The organism is Limnoraphis robusta BA-68 BA1, from assembly GCF_034932365.1.
In the GTDB taxonomy this organism is placed as follows: Bacteria; Cyanobacteriota; Cyanobacteriia; order Cyanobacteriales; family Microcoleaceae; genus Capilliphycus; species Capilliphycus robustus.
Genome location: NZ_JAYGHR010000082.1, coordinates 55,286 through 76,125, shown reverse-complemented (window position 1 = coordinate 76,125; position 20,840 = coordinate 55,286). Strand labels below are relative to the sequence as shown.

The 20,840-nt window shown below is 41.9% G+C and carries 18 protein-coding genes; 12 read left to right on the top strand and 6 right to left on the bottom strand.

Annotated elements, in window-relative coordinates; all coding sequences use genetic code 11:
- Window positions 1–250: 250 nt before the first annotated feature.
- On the bottom strand, window positions 251–2,887 hold the full coding sequence (locus VB836_RS24320) for a C39 family peptidase (RefSeq protein ID WP_323223333.1): 2,637 nt from the start codon (window positions 2,885–2,887) through the stop codon (window positions 251–253).
- A gap of 209 nt (window positions 2,888–3,096) precedes the next feature.
- Window positions 3,097–3,531 carry a peroxiredoxin gene (locus VB836_RS24315; RefSeq protein ID WP_046280896.1) on the bottom strand — a complete coding sequence of 145 codons (435 nt, stop codon included), beginning with the start codon at window positions 3,529–3,531 and terminating at the stop codon, window positions 3,097–3,099.
- Window positions 3,532–4,587: 1,056 nt separating this feature from the next.
- Between VB836_RS24315 and VB836_RS24310 the strand changes: the two genes are divergently transcribed.
- The 4 genes from VB836_RS24310 to VB836_RS24295 all read left to right on the top strand — a co-directional run bounded on the left by VB836_RS24310 (window position 4,588) and on the right by VB836_RS24295 (window position 7,318).
- Entirely contained in the window at window positions 4,588–4,824 is a 237-nt protein-coding gene (locus VB836_RS24310; RefSeq protein WP_046280467.1) for a hypothetical protein, read from the top strand.
- A gap of 126 nt (window positions 4,825–4,950) precedes the next feature.
- A complete protein-coding gene (locus VB836_RS24305) occupies window positions 4,951–5,367 on the top strand; it encodes an Npun_F0494 family protein (protein WP_046280466.1) in 417 nt (138 codons plus the stop codon).
- 25 nt (window positions 5,368–5,392) lie between these two features.
- A complete protein-coding gene (gene cobQ, locus VB836_RS24300) occupies window positions 5,393–6,862 on the top strand; it encodes a cobyric acid synthase CobQ (RefSeq protein WP_323223331.1) in 1,470 nt (489 codons plus the stop codon).
- Between the two features lie 204 nt (window positions 6,863–7,066).
- Window positions 7,067–7,318: a 2Fe-2S iron-sulfur cluster-binding protein gene (locus tag VB836_RS24295; RefSeq protein WP_323223329.1), complete on the top strand. Its 252-nt coding sequence runs from the start codon at window positions 7,067–7,069 to the stop codon at window positions 7,316–7,318.
- A gap of 106 nt (window positions 7,319–7,424) precedes the next feature.
- Here VB836_RS24295 and VB836_RS24290 read toward each other — a convergent pair whose 3' ends face one another.
- The 3 genes from VB836_RS24290 to clpS form a co-directional block, all read right to left on the bottom strand.
- Window positions 7,425–7,745: an S-layer protein gene (locus tag VB836_RS24290; protein WP_323223327.1), complete on the bottom strand. Its 321-nt coding sequence runs from the start codon at window positions 7,743–7,745 to the stop codon at window positions 7,425–7,427.
- A 233-nt stretch (window positions 7,746–7,978) separates the two neighbouring features.
- Entirely contained in the window at window positions 7,979–8,770 is a 792-nt protein-coding gene (locus VB836_RS24285; RefSeq protein ID WP_082172578.1) for a CPBP family intramembrane glutamic endopeptidase, read from the bottom strand.
- A 158-nt stretch (window positions 8,771–8,928) separates the two neighbouring features.
- Window positions 8,929–9,210, bottom strand: a complete 282-nt coding sequence (clpS, locus tag VB836_RS24280) for an ATP-dependent Clp protease adapter ClpS (protein ID WP_046282079.1) — start codon at window positions 9,208–9,210, stop codon at window positions 8,929–8,931.
- A 414-nt stretch (window positions 9,211–9,624) separates the two neighbouring features.
- Here clpS and VB836_RS24275 point away from each other — a divergent pair, with 414 nt between their 5' ends.
- The gene (locus tag VB836_RS24275; protein ID WP_323223325.1) at window positions 9,625–10,149 is read left to right on the top strand and encodes a DUF3172 domain-containing protein; all 525 of its coding nucleotides are present in this window, start codon (window positions 9,625–9,627) and stop codon (window positions 10,147–10,149) included.
- Here VB836_RS24275 and VB836_RS24270 read toward each other — a convergent pair.
- Window positions 10,146–11,519: an AMIN domain-containing protein gene (locus VB836_RS24270; protein ID WP_323223323.1), complete on the bottom strand. Its 1,374-nt coding sequence runs from the start codon at window positions 11,517–11,519 to the stop codon at window positions 10,146–10,148. The genes VB836_RS24275 and VB836_RS24270 overlap by 4 nt on opposite strands.
- A gap of 311 nt (window positions 11,520–11,830) precedes the next feature.
- On the opposite strand from VB836_RS24270, the gene VB836_RS24265 reads away from it, so the two are divergent.
- From VB836_RS24265 to VB836_RS24235, 7 genes are all read left to right on the top strand, one after another.
- Window positions 11,831–12,388 carry an NUDIX hydrolase gene (locus tag VB836_RS24265; protein WP_323223321.1) on the top strand — a complete coding sequence of 186 codons (558 nt, stop codon included), beginning with the start codon at window positions 11,831–11,833 and terminating at the stop codon, window positions 12,386–12,388.
- Between the two features lie 85 nt (window positions 12,389–12,473).
- A complete protein-coding gene (locus VB836_RS24260; RefSeq protein ID WP_323223319.1) occupies window positions 12,474–13,304 on the top strand; it encodes an NAD-dependent epimerase/dehydratase family protein in 831 nt (276 codons plus the stop codon).
- 111 nt (window positions 13,305–13,415) lie between these two features.
- Window positions 13,416–13,544, top strand: coding sequence for an NAD(P)-binding protein (locus VB836_RS24255; protein WP_323223337.1), 129 nt, complete (start codon window positions 13,416–13,418; stop codon window positions 13,542–13,544).
- Window positions 13,541–13,840, top strand: a complete 300-nt coding sequence (locus tag VB836_RS24250) for a hypothetical protein (protein WP_323223317.1) — start codon at window positions 13,541–13,543, stop codon at window positions 13,838–13,840. The genes VB836_RS24255 and VB836_RS24250 overlap by 4 nt, the downstream gene beginning before the upstream one ends.
- Window positions 13,841–14,017: 177 nt before the next feature.
- Complete coding sequence (locus VB836_RS24245; RefSeq protein WP_323223315.1) at window positions 14,018–15,970, top strand: VMAP-C domain-containing protein; 1,953 nt, start codon at window positions 14,018–14,020, stop codon at window positions 15,968–15,970.
- 41 nt (window positions 15,971–16,011) lie between these two features.
- Window positions 16,012–17,082 (top strand): AAA family ATPase, encoded by a 1,071-nt coding sequence (locus VB836_RS24240; protein ID WP_323223313.1) that lies wholly within the window; start codon window positions 16,012–16,014, stop codon window positions 17,080–17,082.
- Window positions 17,082–20,678, top strand: coding sequence for an SAV_2336 N-terminal domain-related protein (locus VB836_RS24235; RefSeq protein WP_323223311.1), 3,597 nt, complete (start codon window positions 17,082–17,084; stop codon window positions 20,676–20,678). The genes VB836_RS24240 and VB836_RS24235 overlap by 1 nt, the downstream gene beginning before the upstream one ends.
- Window positions 20,679–20,840 lie beyond the last annotated feature (162 nt).

Sequence of the window (20,840 nt, the reverse complement as noted above, 5' to 3'; positions counted from 1 at the left end):
CGTGACCCCAGCCCCCTTATTCCCTGAAATTATTTCCCCCAACTAATTCCTCCCTTTCAAAGGGGGGCGAGGGGGGATAAAAGGGGGCGAGGGGGGATAGCTTGCTTGGGGAGACTGAGAACCTAGAAGCATTGGTAGCAAATATTCGAGTATTTTATATTAACCTGAGATCAGCGATTTATTGTATCAGGTACAAACCAGAAACCCGGTTTCTAGCAGAAACCGGGTTTCTACCCAATCGGTGTACCTCTTAAGGTTCAATAAAATGCGCCCAAACATTCCCATCCGGCCCCGCCACTTGGTTAAAATAGCCATAGGAATACAACAGGCATCGCCCTTCTGTATTGTAATAACCCGTGTAAGCATCACCCCAAGGATCATTAACAATATAGCCTTTTTTGTTGTAACCAATAATCGTTAAAACATGACCCGATGGCGTTAAATCTGCCCCAATAACCACAGGACGACGATTAATTAATTCCTCTTTAATCTCAGACCAACGACGAGTCGTACTAAAACTACTTTTATAGCCATAAGCCCGAATTAAAGCCGTTAAAACATTATGTTCCGTTTGCGATCCAACCCCCGCATAATTAAAACACCATTGCAACAATTCATCCTCTAACTGACGCCCAGATTGCGATCGCAAACCATAATAATACAACACCATCGCGATCGAAGTCACATTACAAGTAGACCAAGAATACCGAGGATTATCTCGTTGTGAAAAATAGGGAACATTCAATTCAACTTGATCCGGTAAAGGATTAAACGTTTTTCCCCCACGCTGAAATTTTACATAATCTGGGAACACATAACCCGTATTGCCAAAATTGCTTAATTCTTCCGTTAATGCGACTCTAATATGATTCTCTGCGATCGCATAACTTCTCACTCCATAAACTCGACCTGTAGGTAATGTTGTCTTCTCAGAAGCCTCCAACCGACTCGCATCAACCGGACGTTTTTTCAAGACCGTTGTTTGTCCAATTGTCATCGTCAAGGCATCAGGATCAAAAGCAATTTCTTGACCATCTCGTAGCAAACGAACGTGTTGCCAATAGATAAATCCAACATTACCAAATCCCTCAACAGATTGAGCCAATGTGACGCGAAAATGACCCTGAGTGCAAGCATAACCCTTAATTGGATAAGTTTGACCGAGTAGCAACGGCGCAAATTGATCCGGTGTTAACTCAGAAGAATCAACAGGTTTTGCTTTAATATTCGTGGTTTTAATCACCAATAATTGGGCATTAATATCCGTATCCGGTACATTGTCAATCTCAAACCGCAGCACTTCAGACCCTTTGCTGAGTTGAACATGACCTTGGAAAAAATAGCCAAACATTCCTATCGGCGAAATCGCGTTATTTAACAACACTTTCAGATGACCATCAACCCAGCCATACTTCAAGACATTAAACTTCTGACCCGCTTTTACCGCCACTTTTTGACTTGCATTGAGAGACGCAGAATCAAACGGTGCGACCTTAAACAGCGTATCATTGGTAATCGTTAATATTAACCCTTCTCCCACCGTCAAGGGGTTGTTACTAACCGTTAAATTGATCACTTGAGAAGCAACCAACTCCCCTTTTTTATTCGTTGCTTTTAGTCTCAACCATCGATAACCCGCCTCACTAAATCCCTTGGCTAACCTCACTTCCCAAGTTTTCGCAGCCTCATTGAGAACAACATCAAAACTATAACGATCTTCAGCCATTAAAGAAATCGCCGCCACAACACTGGAATCAAAAGTTCCCTTAAGTGTTGTAAGTTGATCAACCAAAACTTCAAACGGCCCCTCATATTTTACAGGTACAGAGGAGACAAAAGGTTGATCCCCTCGACTGAGTTGTACAAAATCGGGATAAACATAACCCGTATTGCCAAAACCCGGTAAATTTTCCGTAAAAGCGACTTTTAAATGACCCTCTTCCGTCGTGTAACTTTGTACGCCATAAACCATTCCCGCCGGAAGCGTCACTTTTTCAGTTTCAGGGAGAAAAGCCGCATCAAGAGGTTGTTTTTTCAACGCAGTGGTATTAATAATTGTCAGGTTGAGAGCGTTTGTATTGTAGGTAATGGCTTTATCTTGTTCCCAAAGTTCGGCGTGATAACGATAGATATAACCATATTTACCAAAACCTGGAATATCGCGATCGAGTGTAACCCGAAAATGATCAGCCACACAGGCATAACCGAGAATTGTATAGGCATTTCCAGGTGTTAATTCAACACTTTGATTCATCCCCAACTGTGCCGAATCTTCCGGTTTAGTTTTCAGAGGAGTTGTTTGAGTAATCCACAAAAGTTGAGTTCCCGATGGAGTAGGCGGTAAAATTTCGCGATTAAACCAGAGAATTTGTCCGCTTTTAATTAAAAGGACGTGTTCTTCATAGAAATAGCCTAATTTTCCCACAGTTCCTAAAGGATTTTTAAGTTCAACTTCCAGGTGATTGTTGACTAATTTGTAGGAGTTGAGCGGGAGAACTTCACCAACATTAAGATTGTGTTGTTGTTCGGGAGTCAAACGAGCCGAAGAAATCGCCTGTTGTTTAAATGGGGTCGTATATCGAGTGATTAAATTCAGATCTGATCCAAGATTTCCTTCTTGAGAAACCGTTAAACGAATAATTTGGTCAGCAACCGATTGATTTTGGGAATTAAACCCTTTTAAGCGTAGCCAACGTTCCCCTGTGGTATTGAATCCTTTCTCTAAACTAACGTGCCAAATTCCAGATTTAGAATTGAGGTTAACTGTGAGGGGATATTTGTCTTCAGCAACAACGGAAACCGTCTGAATTTTTTCAGAGTCAAAGCTTCCGATTAAAGCAATAGGTTGGTTAACTAAGACCTCTATAGGGCCAAGATAATTCAGCATAGTTCTAGGAGTTGTCGTAGGTCGTTCTGCGGCACAGTTAAGCCTTCGGGACGGATGAACAGGGCGACTCGTTTGAGGTTAATTTATTCAAACATGGGTTAGCATCGCTGATAACTGCACCGATAAAGCCGCCCCTAGAACTATCTACGGACGGCTACATCGTTAATAAGGATGAATTTTTCCTGAGACTGGATCAAATGATCGATTTGTTAACCCAGTCGGGCGAGAATATCTTGAGCATGAGACTGGGTGTTTACCTTATCATCAACATAATTGATCCTCCCTTCAGCGTTGATAATATAGGTGACACGTTTGGCATAGCCTCCACCGTCCACATCATAGGCTTTGGTAATGGTGCCATCGGGATCGGCTAACAAAGTAAAGGGTAAACCATACTTTTCTGCAAACGCCTTGTGGGATGCTTCATCATCCATACTGACACCCAAAACAACCATATCTTTGCTTTGATAGTCAGCGAAGTTGTCACGGAAGCTTTGGGCTTGTTTCGTACAACCGGGGGTGTCATCTTTGGGGTAGAAGTACAAAACGACTATCTTACCCTGGAAGTCAGCCAGAGAAACAGTGTTTCCGTCGCTGTCTTTGGCGGTAAATTCAGGGGCATCTGTTCCTACACATAAAGCCATTGCTGAGTAATCCTCCCCAAAAGGAATTTTTTAGATTTTCTTCACAACGTTATTTTACCAAAAATTGCCGCACACGCCCCTACCTTCAGGTATGGGGATATAAGGCTCTTTCTAATGCTATAATAACTCAACTGGCAGGGTATTCAACCAGTTGAAAAACCCAGCATCTAATCGATGCAATTAACCTTGAAAACTTAAGGTATGGGGTTCTTGCAAGAAATGCTTTGGCCATATAAAACCTTAAAGCACCAAGTACAGAGAACAAAGCATTTTTTTCTCAAGTACGGTAGGGCATACCGAAACTATCTCTGAAATGGGATGAACGACTGGGGAGACGAACCCCTCAAAGAGTAGGTTAGGAAACTAGCTTGCTGTAAGGGTTGTCAATGAATCAGTAATCCAAAGCCGTGAGGCTTGGAGAATCCCCTTTCTTTAGAAATGGGGAGTATGTCAAGGGATTGGGTACCTTTTAACCAGCCACCTCCGAACCCGTGTTGTAGGGCAGGGCTGTTTCATTCTCAGTTAAAAATTGCCGGGGGGGATGGGGGGATGGGGTGATGGGGTGGTGGGGAGAGGACTTTTTTCAACATGAAAAATAGCTTTCTGTTAATAAAAATTCCCCCCATCTCCCCACCTCCCGCGCCTCCCCCAACGGGATAGCCACTCCCCTCAACGCGGGTTCCCCGCGCACAGGGGTGGACTCACCACCTCCCCACAAATCAAGTTTTAGGGGGAAAATGGGCGGGTTTATATCAATTTTCAGTTGAATGAAGTACAGTAGAGACTAAAAAAACCCGGTTTCTCGAAGAAACCGGGTTTTTGGCCTGGTACCTAACAGGCTCGCACACCGCTATATATCAATTTTCTGTGGGACACGATCAATCTATTGAGAACCCGCCCCTACAGACCTGACTGATGAAGTTGTGCAACGATTACTTGAGATAAAGTCAGAATTCTGTAACAATAAATACAGAAAATAAAATTTTGGTCAGATTTTTAGAGAAAACTTGTGGTGAGAGCAAGGTCTCTGAGAACAGACTAGACGAGGAAAACACGATGTCACTTGACTTACACCCCCAAATCACACCGACTTCAGTCTCCGACTGGATGGCATCACAAACCGCATTCTCGAGCGAATATGAACCCGGAACATGGGTTGATCTGCGAGAACTGCCCAACCCCTACAGTCACGACGAAGCCCTTCTGTTGTGTCAGAGTGCTGAAAACCAGTGGATTGCTTGGATACCCGATCATGGCGAAACCATCCTCCACAGACATCAGTTTTTCCGCTAACTCTGGCACTGTCGTCAAATCCCACCTAATATGGAATAAAAGAAAAGCCCGGTTTAGAAATTCAGCCGGGTTTTTCCGCAACAGAAAACATTTAGACCTTTTAAACTCTCACCTGAACTAGATTCCATGACCTCTGTTGAGTCTCCTACCCCAAAATCTATTCAATATTCATCTGGCACCTTTAAACGGGCTGAACGGGCTATCCGTTGTTCTCCCTTTCAACTAAAACTAATGAGTTTGATGCGCTATGAAAGTGTTGAACTCAATGCGATCGCCGGATCGCGGGGCGTTGAACAAGGCTACACTCGCAAACGCCTCTCCGAACTGAGTGTTGAAAATCATTTGATGTGGCTGATTCAAGTCGGTATACTACGACGTGAAGTAGACGGACAAGGAATCACCGATAGTTTCCGACTCACACCCCTCGGTCGTCAACTGGTAGAAAACGCAGAACATCAACCCCAAGGACTCAGCGCTCCAACTTGGCGCGATCGCTGTTTAAATTTCCTGCATCGCCGCTTCCGATTTTCCTTGTCGGCTTGATTTTCTATTTTTTAACTTCTAAACAATGAAAGCAATTATGGTTGTGGGAACGACTTCCCACGCAGGTAAATCGATGATCACGACTGCTCTGTGTCGTCTGTTGTATCGTCGAGGAGTGAAGGTGACACCGTTTAAGGGTCAAAATATGGCGTTAAACTCCTATGTCACCCCGGCAGGAGCCGAGATGGGTTATGCTCAGGTTGTACAAGCTTGGGCGGCGGGAATCTCTCCTTCTGTGGCGATGAATCCCATTTTGCTCAAACCTCAAGGCGATATGACCTCTCAAGTCATTCTCAAAGGTAAACCTGTGGGTGTTGTTCACGCCGCAGAATATTATGAACAATATTTTGATATTGGCTGGGAAACGATTACCAAATGCCTCGATCACCTCGCCTCTGAATATGAAATGATTGTCTGTGAAGGGGCGGGAAGTCCGGCGGAAATTAACCTCAAACACCGAGACTTAACGAATATGCGGGTGGCTGAGTATCTCCAGGCTAAAACGTTGCTGGTTGTTGATATTGATCGCGGTGGTGCTTTTGCTCATGTTGTCGGAACGTTGCAGCTTCTCGAACCTCAAGAACGAGAATTAGTCAAGGGGATTATTATTAATAAGTTTCGCGGTCAGCGATCGCTCTTAGAATCGGGGATTACATGGTTAGAAGAATATACTGGAATTCCTGTTGTTGGGGTGATTCCTTGGGTTGATTTGGCGTTTCCCGCAGAAGATTCTTTGAGTTTATTAGATCGTCGTCGAAGCAACAGTTCTCAAGGCGAAATTACGATAGCAGTCATTCGTCTCCCTCACATTTCTAATTTTACCGATTTTGATCCGCTTGATGCCGAAACCACTGTTAATTTAGAATATATTAGCCCGAAAGAAGCGTTAGGTCATCCCGATGCGGTGATTATTCCGGGTTCTAAAACCACCATTGCGGATATGTTGGTTCTTCAAGAGACAGGAATGGCAGAAGCCCTACAAAAATATGTCGCGGCGGGCGGTCAGGTGATGGGCATTTGTGGGGGATATCAGATGTTAGGTGAAAGTGTGATGGACCCCCAAGGACTTGAAGGGAAACGGGGTGAATTTCCCGGTTTTGGATTGTTACCTGTAAAAACGGTTATTGACCGTAATAAGGTGTCTTCTAAGCGGGTTGTTGCCTCTGAATATCCGCAAGTGGGTTTACCCGTTGAAGGATATGAAATTCATCAAGGTCGCACTCAAATTATCGATGCGGAAAATGCACTGCCTTTATTTAATGATCGCAATTTGGGGGTGACAAATAAACAATATTCGGTTTGGGGACATTATCTTCATGGTGCTTTTGATAATAGTCCCTGGCGACGCTCTTGGTTGAATCATTTGCGAATTCAACGAGGTTTAGGAACGTTAGCCACTGGAATTCCGAACTATCGAGAACAACGAGAAATGATGTTAGATGTTTTGGCGGATGTGGTTGAAGAATATTTAGATTTGAGTCGGATTTTTACTTGAATTAGATTCGTTCTCTAGCAGTGAGCGCTGGTATATTTATAAGCAGCAAGCTGAATTTAACCACGCTCGACACAAAGAACACCAAGAAGTTGCAAACACGATCCCTGCTGATTGCTATATAATAGAAAGGGGATAAAGTAGCTCGGGTTTAACGTTTTTAATTTAAAGTTTTTTTGATAAATGTTTTGAGTTTTAACGAAAAAAATGACTCCATCTCAATCATTAGAAGTTCATTTTTTACCCGATGATGTCACGGTTTCCGCCCAACCCGGAGAACCTATATTAGAAGTAGCCAGTCGGGCTGGTGTTTCTATTCCTACAGGATGTTTGATGGGTTCCTGTCATGCTTGTGAGGTGGAAATAGACGGTGATGATGTTATTTGTGCTTGTATTAGTGCTGTTCCTCCTGGACGCGATAAAATTACGATTAATATTAGTGTAGATCCGACTTGGTAGTTATACAGTGATCAGCTTTTACAGTGACCAGTGACCAGTAACCAGTGACCAGTCAACAGTGATAACTGATAACTAATAACTAATAACTGATAACTGTAAAAACTGGTCACTGATAACTGATAACTGATAACTGTAAAAGCTGGTCACTGGTCACTGTTAAATTGGGGGGTGTAGCTTGACGAAAAGCACCACAATAATACAGACTCAAAACTGCTTTGTAAGCCCAATGAGTAGGTTCAACATCGCTATAAGGATTGGGTAATGTTTCTGCTTGGTTGCGAACACAAGCATCAAGAATTTCGGCTTTTGTGGGGCTTGCAGAAATAACAGTTTGAGAGGGAATAAAAGGCTGAGGTTCAGCTTTAACGGGGTTGATATAGCCGAGAGAGGCTAATAAAAAGATGATCGCAAAGCTTGGGTATTTCATAAGCTTCAATCAATAATAGAGGTTTGTCTAACAGGTGTGTAAACAGTCAATTTTTATAACTTTTGGGTGGTGATATCATGTCCGATTAATCAATCCTAATTGTGTAGGGGCGGGTTCTATAATATCTATAATACTCGTAACAGAGTCAACTAAACCCGCCCTAACCCCATCACAGAATTAATCAACCGCACAGGGTATCACCCACCCTACAACCGGAATCAAAATTAATCGGTTCAGTTCCGAAATCGGGATAATTTTCTGATCAAAATGGCGATCGCACTTAAAAAAATCAATCCCGTTAAACCGGCTAACGGATTTTGATCAATCCCCACAACCCAATCTGGAACTCGTCCCGAATACTGAACTTTTCCACCTACACTTATGATATAATATCCCCAAACCAATCCGCCATGAAGCCCAATCGGTAAACCGAGATTTCCTCGAGGAACAGGTATTTTTTCCGATGGGGAACTGATCACAAATTTCGCCCAAACGAAGATCAACCCGAGTAAGATTAAACCCGGAAATTGCAGCCAAGTGCGGAGAATTTCAGCAACAGGTTTAATAAAATGAGCGATCGCATAAATTCCGCTACAAACCCAAGCTGAGATCGAAAACGAATAATCTCGGAGGAGTTCATCCAGTAGCCAACCTCGAAAGAACAATTCCTCAGCAAATCCGATCCCAAAAGCCACGAGAAGCCCTTCTAAAATAACTCGAGGAAACTGTTGAGAATTAGGATACCACGTTAACCAACCGAGTTGAGCTTCAAAGGCGAATAAACTCAATAAACTCAAACAACCCCAACTCAACCCAAGAATGAACAACCAAGCATTTTGAGAAGTGAGACGTAAACCGTAGTGTTGGAGAAGTTTCGGTTGATGATCAATCCATTTTCCCCAGAAACGCACCAATACAATAAATTCTAGATACAGTAAGAGCAGAGTAATAATACTAACCGTATTAGGATCATCTCCGAGTAAATAAATCGGAACCGCCAACGGTAGCCACAACCCCAACAACATCAGAATAAACAGCGTCAGTCTGAGGGGGGCGGAAAAGCTAGAAATCGGACTAAGATTTAACTTCAAAGGATGATAAAAAAGCACCTATAAATTAAATCACCCGGAAACATTTTCGGGAGATGAAAACAAATCCGGGTGTCAAAGATGAGATTTATTCATTATTCATCTGGCTCGATGGTACTAATCAAGCCATTATTTTTCAGCGTTTCACAGTAGAACTCGGCGTGTTCTTGGGCGCAAGTAATCACTAAAGCCAGACCATTCGTATGGGCTTCCATCATAATACTGACGGCTTGAGGCTGAGTTAAACTTGGTATAGTCTGAAGCAAGACTTGCACCACATACTCCATCCCGTTAAAGTCGTCATTATGCAGCAAGACGCGATAACGTGGTGCGAGCTTACGGACTGTGGAAAGCTTCTCAACTGTTTCGACAGACACGGCTCTATCTCCTTATATGGGGTTCCTAAGTTTAAAATGAGTTTTTCACTTTACATAGTGTAATAAATCCTGGCAATCCCGGCAAGGGTTTTACAGTTTACAGTTTACAGTTTACAGTTACCAGTTTTTACAGTTATCACTGGTAACAGGTAACAGGTCACTGTTCACTGGTCACTGTTCACTGGTCACTGTTCACTGGTAACAGGTCACTGGTAACAGGTAACAGGTCACTGGTAACAGGTAACAGGTCACTGGTAACAGGTAACAGGTCACTGGTAACAGGTCACTGGTCACTGGTCACTTAGGCGGGTGAATTGTTAAAATGACGGTAATAGAGTAAATCGACCGTTAATCTTGAAGTATAAGACTCTGTAACTGTTGTTCAATATAGTTTTTTCCTGACTGATAGCTGATATGAAACGTAAAACCCGCCCAACAACGACTTCTCCTCGCTCAACTTTTAACTATACGGCTTTAGCCGTCATTGCTGGTGCATTAATTTTGGGAATTGGGATTGGAATTGCGATTAGTTCGACAGCGACTTTTAGCCCGGAAAACGTGGCTTCTAGCCAATTTATTGACCGTAGCGCCCCCAGTACCGAAACCTGTATTAAATTCGGGGCGAGTGCGATGGTCACAGATATGCGGGTTTTCGTGACGCTGAACCCGTTTAGTGTGTTTGTATCCCGACCCCGAATGCAACCCGGTTGTGTGATGCGAACCAGTAACTGGACGATTCTCCGACAGCGAGATCTGATTACTTCCGAACAAGAACGAGACTGTAAACAGAGGATGAACACCTTTGGGTTTACGGGTGATTTGGATACCGGTACCCCCGAAGTGAGTTGTATTTATCAGAACAATAGTGCGGAAAACCTATTTTTAAATCAACCCGGAGTCATCCCCGCCCGCCCAAGATCTGAATCTGAGCGCTTCTAGTCTTCGGAAATAAACACAAATTGCGATTGACGCAAATCTTCTACCAGGCGCACTTCGATCACTTGATCGGGTTGTAATGTTGTAGGTTGGGGAGAGGTGGCAAAACCAACTGCTGCACCCCCAATCGCCCCCACCAATAAACCCACACCTGTAAACCCTGTTAGCAGAAATAGCCCTAACCCGCCAATTCCTGTATCACGAAGAATATTTTTGGGTTCCGCATCCAATGTTCCCGAAATCCAACCGGATTCGGCTTTTAGGGGAATGCTACGCCCTTCTAAATTAATGGCTTCCACTTGAAAGCGACTGCCTCTGGAACTGGTTTCAAAGTATCCTACAATCGGCGTATCGGGCGGAATGATATAGTTTCCTTGTTTGTCAGTAATTCCGCCTTGTAGCAATAAAACATCCTGTCGTTCCGGTTTATTTTTCAAACGCACTTCATTAGGATTAGGATAACGCAGCGTCAGTTGAGTCCCCGCCGGAAGCAGCACATTGGGAGGACGTTGATCAATGGTTCTCGAAGAAACAGTGCTTTGAGGTTGAGACGTTCTCGGTAACGGTTGACCAAAGGGAATTGTACCATCTTGGGTTGGCGGTTGAGGCGTTGGTTCTGTAGCAACAGTTTCAGGTGGGGGAGGTGGCGTTGTCTCCAAATTCGGAGAGGGCGAAGGTTGAGGGTTAGGGATAACGGTTTGATCAACCCTCTCGGGCGAAGGAAAGCCCGGTGTTTGCGGTGTGGGGGTTGGAGGGGTGACTTCTGCTTCTGTCGTTTCTGGTTGAGAAGTTTCTAAATCTGCTGCTGAGTCGGATGTTGTTTGATCAACTTGATCAACGGTTTGCGGGGCTTCTGGAGTTTGGGCAGTCGAAAATGTTGGTGCAGGGGCAGGACGGTCTATAATGGTTGGACGCAACACCCAAAGGTTTTCGATACCAACAGGCCTAAAATCGACTTCTCGTTCATCTAAAACGACACCCGGAACAAAATCAATGGTAATTCGGGTAACTTTGGGTTCAGACTGGGTAAAACTCACTTGACTGATGACTCCCGACTCAAACCGTTCCGTGATGTTTATGCCGATTTCTGTATCGGGTAAATCGACGACTAAACGCGCAGGTTCGGTAGCGACTGATAAACGAGGCCTGACGCCTGCGGGAAGCAATACTTCTACTATACCTGTACTGGGGTCGATTTTCCAGTCTTCTAAAATGGCTGCGTAACCCGGTAAACTCAGGGTTGAACTGGCAATTGCTGCTATTGCGATCGCCCCGGATGTTCTCATTAACAGGCTACCATACAACACAGGTACAACAGAGGCGATCAATGACTGTATTTGCTGAAATTTCTGTCTTCGTTTTGGGCTTTGCATGGTTCCTGTGTAACGGTTAAAGTTTGAGCGGTTTTAGATAAGTCATTCTGAGCATTTCTTATCATGGTTAAGGTCAAAATGCAAGCAATAAACAGTGAACAGTGAACAGTGACCAGTGACCAGTTTTTACAGTGTTCATCAGTAACTCCTTTCCTTGTGAACTCTTTTCTTTGTGAACTCCCAACTTCCGACTTCTTTTGTGTCGCTTGAAGTGAAACGAAGGCTGTCAAGAGATTATTCAAGCAGTTTATCTTTAATATCCGGGAAGAATTACCCCCAGACACATGACTACTATCTCTAAAATTTTGACTATGAAAAAAATCGCCAAGTGGAAACAATTAGATTCTCAATTTATCATTAATCATCAATGGTGTCGGGTGAGACTGGATAAAGTTGAGTTACCGAATGGAACAATTATTGATGATTTTTTTGTGAATGTTCGCCCGGATATTGCTTTGGTTTTACCGATAACACCGCAAAATGAAATCGTTTTTGTTTGTCAATATCGACATGGCGTTGGTGAGGTTTTATTAGAGTTACCGGCTGGCAGTTTTTCCCCGACTGAAGAAAGTCCAGAATTCGCTGCAACTCGTGAACTGACTGAAGAAACGGGTTATGTTGCCGAATCGATGATCAAGTTAGCAACATTATACGATAATCCGGTGAAAGATACAAATTCAGTTCATTTATTTTTAGCATCTAATGTTCAACGGTTACAAGAACGTCAGTTAGATATTACTGAAGAAATAGAAGTCATTTTAGTTCCCGTTGAGCAAGTGATAGAATATATTAGCCAAGGTAAAATTTGTGTGGCGGGAACAGTGGCGGCTTTGTTTCTCGGGTTGAAACAGTTGGGAATGTTGTCCTAAGTCAGAGACTTCAAAAAGTAGATTCTGAAAAAAAGACTTAAGCTTGCTATCATAAATAAAGGTTTTTATCAAACAATCATTATCCATGAATATTGCAATTATTGGCTGTGGCTATGTCGGGAGTGCAGTTTCTCGTTATTGGAGTCAAACCCTTGAGTTAACGGTTACGGCGACAACCACGACTCCGCAACGGGTGGAAAGTTTAGAAAAGATCGCTAACCGAGTGGTGGTTGTTAATGGGAATGATCCAGAGGCGTTAAAGTCAGTTTTGCAGGGTCAAAATACTGTTTTATTAAGTGTAGCATCAAAAGGCAGAGATCCGCAAGCCTATCAACTCGCTTATCAGAAAACCGCCCAAACGTTAGCAACAGTTTTACCTCAAGTTCCTGAAGTTAGGCATTTAATTTATACGGGAAGTTTTGGGTTATACGGCGATCAAAATGGAGTAACAGTTGATGAAAGTTCACCCGTTTTTCCGGCTGATAAAAATCAACAGATTATCTATAAAACCGAACAACTATTATTAGATTTAGCCTCCGAAAATCTGAAAGTTTGTATTTTGCGACTGGGGGGAATATATGGGCCAGGTCGAGAAATTGTCAAAATATTTAGTCGAATATTCGGGACAACTCAACCGGGAAATGGTCGTTATCCCACGGCTTGGGTACATTTAGATGATATTGTCGGGGCGATAGAGTTTAGCCGTCAACATCAGTTAGAAGGGATTTACAATTTAGTTGATAATTCTAGTCTCACTCGACGAGAATTAATCGATTTAATGTGTGAAAAATACGACCTTCAGAACGTCACTTGGGATGTCTCTCTTCCAAATAATCGACCTTATAATGTGCGGGTTTCTAGTCAAAAGATTCAAGAAGCAGGATATCAGTTTATTCATCCTCAAACGCTTGTTTAACATCATCAAATCTGACCTCTAAAATTTAACCAAATATGTCTGAAATACAATCTCCAAAAGTTGAGGCAGTGCGGTCTTGGGGTCACGCCTGCGTAGAGCAACTGCCGTGTCATTGTCGGTGCGGGTTGGGCGGGTTTAGGCGCAACGTATCACCTTGCAAAACAAGGTTATGATGCGACTTTGTTAGAAGCGAGTTGCTATGCAGGCGGTTTAGTTGCAGGTTGGAAAACGCCGGGATGACGTTCAGTAGAAAAGGTAATCCAACTCCTCGCTATTCTGATGAAGATTTAGAATTCATTGATAAGGCGACAGAAGAACACTATGAAACCTTTAAACAAAAGAATGTTTGGCAAACTTATCTAAAAGTTCTGGATGTTGTTTGGGATAACGGTTGGTTGAATGTTGACAGTCAGTTAAGTCAGAATAAGGTGAATTATTTTTTGGAGGAGGTTCAGCCGAAACTGCGGTGTAAAAATCATTTATATTCTTTCAACAAAGAGACTAATTTTAGATATTTTTTTTGTTATAATTGTTGAATTTATTTGCTTTTTAAAAGCTTATCAATCAGTAAATTTTTCCGGGTTAAATATGAAAAAACATTGACAGTGAAATGACTGAGGAGTATAATCTTTAAATCGGTTCAAGCTAGTTGACTATCAAATGTAAACGGGATTAAGATAATGAGTAAACTTCGATTTGGCATTAAATAGGAAATGAAGAAAAGGATTTTACTTTTTGAGGCAAATCCTCAAAGCACTCAAAATTTGAAGTTGAATTCAGAAATAAAAACGATTAGGGAAGTTTTAGGGAGTGCCAAAAAGCCTGATAATTTTGACTTTAAAGAGCGACTGGCAACCACTTATGAGGATTTACAAAAATACTTACTGCGTGAAAATCCCCACATCCTTCACTTTTGTGGACATGGAAGCGGAGAACAGGGATTATGTTTACTCGATGAACGGGAAGATCCGTTTTTACTTCAAACAGAAGTTTTAGTTAACTTAGTCAAAATTTTGGTTGAGCAAAATCAAACTTTGGAGTGTGTCTTGCTCAATGCTTGTCATTCTTATATTCAAGCAAAAGCCCTCAGTCAATATGTCAATTATGCTGTGGGAATGTGCGGGTTTATCCCAGATGATGTTGCTATCACATTTAGCCGCAGTTTCTATACAAGCTTAGGTGAAGGTAGCCCTATAGAATATGCTTATAAACATGGTATTAATGCAATTCGAGGCAAGCATTCAAGTCAGTTTGGATTGATTGATGAATATATAGATATGGGAAGGGGAAGGGCCAATCAAGCCAATCCTTCTGAAATTCATCCAACCCCTTCTAAATATATTGCTTGTTTATATGTCAATTCCAACAGTAGTATAACCAATGCTTTATCTATTTCCTCCACTCCCAAACTTTTGTCTGGAACTTCCGAAGATCAATTGATTGAACTGCTTAAAAAAGTCAAGATAAAAATATTAAGATCAACGGCGACAAATGTTCTACGAGAAGCTATTGATCACCATCTGGAAATTCATGGTTATCAAGAAGGAGAGCAAAGTAAGCTTATGAATATTTTGCTGGATACTCCTCCCCATCAAGATCAGAATCTTCCTCGAATTATAGAGTTTGTCAGACAGTTATCTCTAGATGATCGCATTGAACTATCAATTCGTCAAGAATTAGAAAGTTGGCTTCAAACCGAAGCCGAGAATTTGAAGATAAAATTACCTTCCTTATCAGAGTCAAAACCATCTAATTTATCAAATCAAGTCACTCAATCTTATTTGATGGTTACTTTGGAAAACCACCCATCTAAGAATAATCAATTTTTGATGAACGCTTGGCTGCTTCCAGATGAAACCAGCCCAAAAGACCTGATTCCTTTAGATTTAGATGATAATAAAGAACAAAAAGGTGTGGAATGTACATTGAATGAAGCTCCCCAGAAATTGGATAAATTTATTCGTCTAAGTTGTTCCCATCTTAATAGTGATGATAATTTATACGATTTAGTTATCGAGTTATTTTTGCCTTGGGAATACTTGGGTGAACAGGTTTATCGTTGGAAAATCAAAGATGATACATTTGGCGATCAAGTTGTGCTGAGTAGTAAATATATTATGGTTGTTCGTTCTTATGATCGGTTTTATGATCCTCAACTGAAGAATGAACTTAAGAAAAAATGGAAAGATTGGAAAGATTTTTTTACAGTTCAACGGACTGAAAAGGAAATTGTACAAAAATTTGAACATTTAGATTGTATTAATATTTACACAAATAATGATGGCAAAAAAATGAAACTAAAGTTAGAACAAGAAAAAAAGTTAGGACTAAAAGTAATGAGTTTGTCTCGATCAAAAAATGCTCATAAAGAACTGTTTAAAGTCATTTTAAGATCGGGAATTCCTTTTGCTATTTGGGCAGGATGCGAATCTTTGCCGGAGCAGAGGCAGAAGTGGGAAGAGGAATTCAATAAACTGTTAAGTTATAATTTAATGATGAATTTGAACAATCTTTTTCAACAGATTAAAATACAACAATGGGAAGATGCTTATTCAAACGAATATCCGAAAGAACATTTAGGGTCTTATTTGTGCTTTTTATGCGATAATCCTGAGCGGATGCCTCGTTCTCTTGGAAATGATCAGTTAAGACCAACAGGACAATAGTAATTCGCAGTAATCATCAACTAAGGAGATCATAAAAGGTAATGACAGACTGGAAAATTTTTCGCGGATCAAATAGATCCCATGACGAAATACAACGGCTTCCTCTCCCTCCCAGGTGGCGCAAATTTAGCAATTTAGGGAATCATGAGATTGATGAGATCAAAAAACGCTGGCAGAACATACAAGAACTAGCCAAAAAAGCGGAACGAGATCGAAGCCGAGGTCAATCTTTTCGTATCCAAAAGAATCAAGAAGAAGTCGTGAATGCTGTTAATGCTGCCCTTTATCTACGACGCCCGTTATTAATAACAGGTAAACCCGGATCGGGAAAAACTTCTCTCGCCTATGCGATCGCCGAAGAACTACAATTAGGCCCTGTGTTGGCATGGCCAATTACTGCCCGTTCAACCTTAGATGATGGTTTGTATCGCTATGATGCGATCGCCCGTTTGCAAGATGCCCAATTGAATACACAGGAGAATTCTACTCAAGATCCTCTGGCTAATATTGGTCAATATATTCAGCTTAATGCGGTGGGAACCGCTTTTTTACCGAGTCAATATCCTCGGGTTCTGTTAATTGATGAAATCGATAAAAGTGACATCAACTTACCCAACGATTTACTCAATCTGTTTGAAGAAGGAGAATTTGAGATTCCCGAATTGGTTCGTATTTCAGAAAGAAAATCTCAAGTCCAAATTGGAACAAAAGATAAGGGAATAAAGGCTACAATTCGAGAAGGTCGGGTTTGTTGCTCTGCATTTCCATTGATTGTAATGACCAGTAACGGAGAGCGAGATTTCCCGCCTGCATTCTTAAGACGATGTTTGCGGGTGAAAATGCCTGACCCCGATGAAGCAACGCTCAAAACAATTGTTGAAGCCCATCTCAAAGCAGATTTAGACGAGCAACAATGGCAGCAAGCTCAATCCCAAATTAACAGTTTCATTGAAGATTTTATTAACCCTGACGTAACTAATCAATTGGCAACCGATCAATTGTTGAATGCTGTTTATCTGATCACACGCCAATTTCGTCCCAACGAAGCCGACCAAGAAGAAATTAAGAAACTGCTGTTCAAACGGTTAACCAGTGCGGAGGACAACAGATAATGGAGCGATTAATTGCAGCTTTGGGTGCAGAATTTGATTTGACAGGAGAAGAAATCGCAGAGATTTTGTGGCTTTTCCTCCAACAGCGCTCGGGTGAACCCTTATCTTCTGTTCAACCTTCCTCTAGAAAGCCAATTGTTGCACCAGCGTCCCCTATCAACCCTTTACCGTCCGTTAATTCTCCACGCACCATCACCCCAGTTGATTCTCCTGGACCCGTTCCAGAAAAACCCGTCATTGACCCCATTTTTGAAGACTACCCCAAAGCCGGAATTTACCCAAAGACTCAATCCAACCGTCAACGCTCTACAACCACAGGAACGCTGTCCTTAGCGGTACCGGATGCGCCCTCACTGCGAGAACCTTTATCTCTAGCCCGAGCCTTGCGTCCTTTGATGAGTCGGGTTCCCTCCCCTAAAGCAACGCAGATCAATGAAACTGCAACTGCTGAACGGACTGCTGCCGAAGGACTCTGTATTCCCGTTCTCCAACCTCTGCAAGAACCCTGGCTAGAAATTGCCCTCGTCGTTGATGAAAGCATTTCGATGGTAATATGGCGACACACCGTTACTGAACTGAAGCGACTGCTAGAACATTACGGTGCATTTCGAGATGTGAGAACCTGGGCATTGGTCAATGACGAGCAACAGAAAACCATTTATCTACGAGCCGGAATCGGAGTAACAACAAATTACCCCCGCCTACACAGTCCGAGGGAATTAATCGATCCGGCAAAGCGTCGGTTAGTTTTGGTGGTTAGTGATTGCGTTTCAGCCATGTGGAGGAATGGCGATATTTTACCCGCTTTGCAAGTCTGGGCAGAAAACGGGCCGATGGCGGTGGTACAGATGTTGCCCGAGTGGTTATGGACAAGAACGGCTTTGGGTTTTGCAACCTCGGCACGGTTTTCTGGACTAACGCCTGGAGTTGCGAATACTGCTTTGCAAATGCAGGTATCTTCACTCTGGGATGATGAAGATTTCGAGCAAGGAATTAAAGTTCCCGTCCTCACCCTCGAACCGGAGATAGCAGCCACTTGGAGTCAAATGGTATCGGGTCAGGGTAATGTTTGGACTCCCGGTTTTGTTTTTGATAAAAATCCATACTGCACCGAAGAAATAGCGCCCGAAGATAACTCAACCTCCTTATCGGCAGAAGAACGAGTTCAAGGGTTCCGCTTGAATGCGTCTCCGATGGCTCGTCGGCTTGCGGGTTTACTGTCTGCTGCGCCAACAATTTGTTTACCTGTGGTTCGCATCATTCAAGATACTATGCTACCTGAATCTAAACAAGTTCATATTGCCGAGGTGTTTTTGGGAGGGTTACTGAAGCCTGTATCTGAGATTAAACCCAACACTAATCCTGATGCAGTTCAATATGATTTTATGGACGGAGTACGAGAATTGTTGCTGAATTCTACTCCTCAATCAGATTCTCTTACAGTTCTGGATGCCGTTTCTAAATATGTCGCCGCACGACTAGGAAAAACGTTGCAAGAATTTGCTGCTTTGCTAAAAAATCCTCAACAAGCTGATAACCAAGACGAACAAGAACAGATTCAACCTTTTGCAGAAGTAACGGCAAAAGTGTTAAAGCGTTTGGGTGGAGAATATGCTCGTTTTGCAGAAGATCTCGAACGGAAGTCAGAAGCAGGTCTTGTAGAATACGCCTTACTTATCGGAATTGACTTTTATTTCCCGCACCGTTTACCTGATGGGGGATCTTACAAAAATTTGAGAGGGTGTGTGCGGGATATTAACCAAGCTGAATCTTTTCTTCGGCAATTATCCACACCTCCGAAGCAAATTTTTAAACTTACGGCTTCTATTTCCGAAAATCCCGATCAACCCATTGAACCGCCCGAACAATTACCCACTTATGAAAATATTGTCGCAGCCTTCAAACAAATTAGAGACATTGCAGAACCAGGCGATCGCATTTATATTCATGTTTCCGGACATGGGGACCGTGCTAAAACCATTTACCCGGAAATCAAGGGAGAATCTGGAATTGATTCAGGTATCGTTCCGACTGATGTTGTTAGCGCAAACGGACGCTATTTACGAGACTTAGAACTCGCTTCTTTATTGCGGGAAATGGTCGATAAAAAGTTAATGGTAACAGGGGTTTTAGACTGCGTTAATTCAGGTGGTATAATCCATGATGGGATCTTTGGAACAGAAATATTACCGAAAGAAGGTTGTGTATTATTGACCGCTTGCCGTCCAATTGAACAGGCTTATGAAGGAGTTTTTGATGGACAACGGATGGGTGCTTTCACATACTACCTACTGCAAACGTTGGCGAAAACCCCCTTGAAATCGATGAAATACCAAATGTTGCATGATTGCGTCAAAGCGAAAGTTAGCAATCAATTTGAGAAGCAAATCCCGATGTTAAAAGGTGAAGGCGATCGCTTAATCTTTGGATGGAAATACATTCCAACTAAATACACTGCAACTGTGAGTAAAGTTGATTCGGATAAAAAACGAATTCAATTGAATATTGGTGAAGTTCAAGGTTTTATAAAAGGAGCAGAATTTATTCTTTATCCCTTTGGTACAACAACCTTTTCTGAAGAGGAACAGTTAGCTTTAGTACGACTGATTGAAGTAGGGGCAGGTGAATCTTGGGGACAAATTCAAACTATTTTTTCAGAAAAACCTGTTGAAGTAGGTGACTGGGGGATGTTAACTTTAGCTTCGCCCAATTTAGTTCGCAAAGTTTACCTACTTGAAGATGATACTATAACAACCGAAGTTAATCAACAGATCGCTTTACAAAAAATCAAAGATTTAACTTTTAGAAAAACTTGGATCGAGTTTACTGATGAATTTGAGCAAGCAGATTATTTTGTACGAGTCATCATTTTAGATGAAGAAAAAGCCATACAATATCAAGTAAAAATGAATGAGGTAGTTTATGAAATTTGCGATAAAACTCAAACTCCCATCATTCTGCAACCCGTGTTAAGAGTAAATGAACCTCAGTCAGCATCTCGTCTTATTCAACGTCTGATTCATATAACTAAATATCAAATCGTTCAAACACTAGACAATAATAATCCAATGTCTCGTTTGGCGGATAAAATTGCAGTTCGGCTGACAACAGAACTCAACCCGAATCAAAATTTAAACCCGGCCGAAAATCCTGCTGAAGTAACAATCAATCAAGATGAAACCTATTGGCTAGAAATTCAAAATCACAGTAAAACGGCTTTAAATATTGCCGTGTTTAATTTACAACCTAACTGGGCAATTCGTCCGGTATTAAAGGACACAATGGGACTGGAGATTATAACTCTTGATGCCCAACAAAAAGGAACAATTCGCTTACCCTATATTGAAAAGAGTGAAAATTCAAAGAATATCTTTAAAGTGATTGCTTACGTTGGTGATATTAACTTTCGATTGTATGAATTACCGCCTCTCGATCAAGACAAACAAGCAACACAGGATATTCCTATCAATCCCTTAGAAGAATATCCTACAACTGAAGACCAAAGCCCCGAGCAAAAGAGTAGTGGTGATATAAAACGTGAAGTTTTTGCAAGTGATCAATGGACAACTGTTCAATTTACAGTTTTGCATCGTTAGAGGGGTAGAGGCAGATTTTAGCTTGGAAATTCAATTGCTAGCTCAAATAGCAACATCTTCCAGATTCTAAGAATTTTAAGAAGAACTGCTACAGATTTATTCAATGCGATCGCCAACTCAATACTCCTCAATCTTCGAGACTTTTTAAAGTTGTGAGACCAT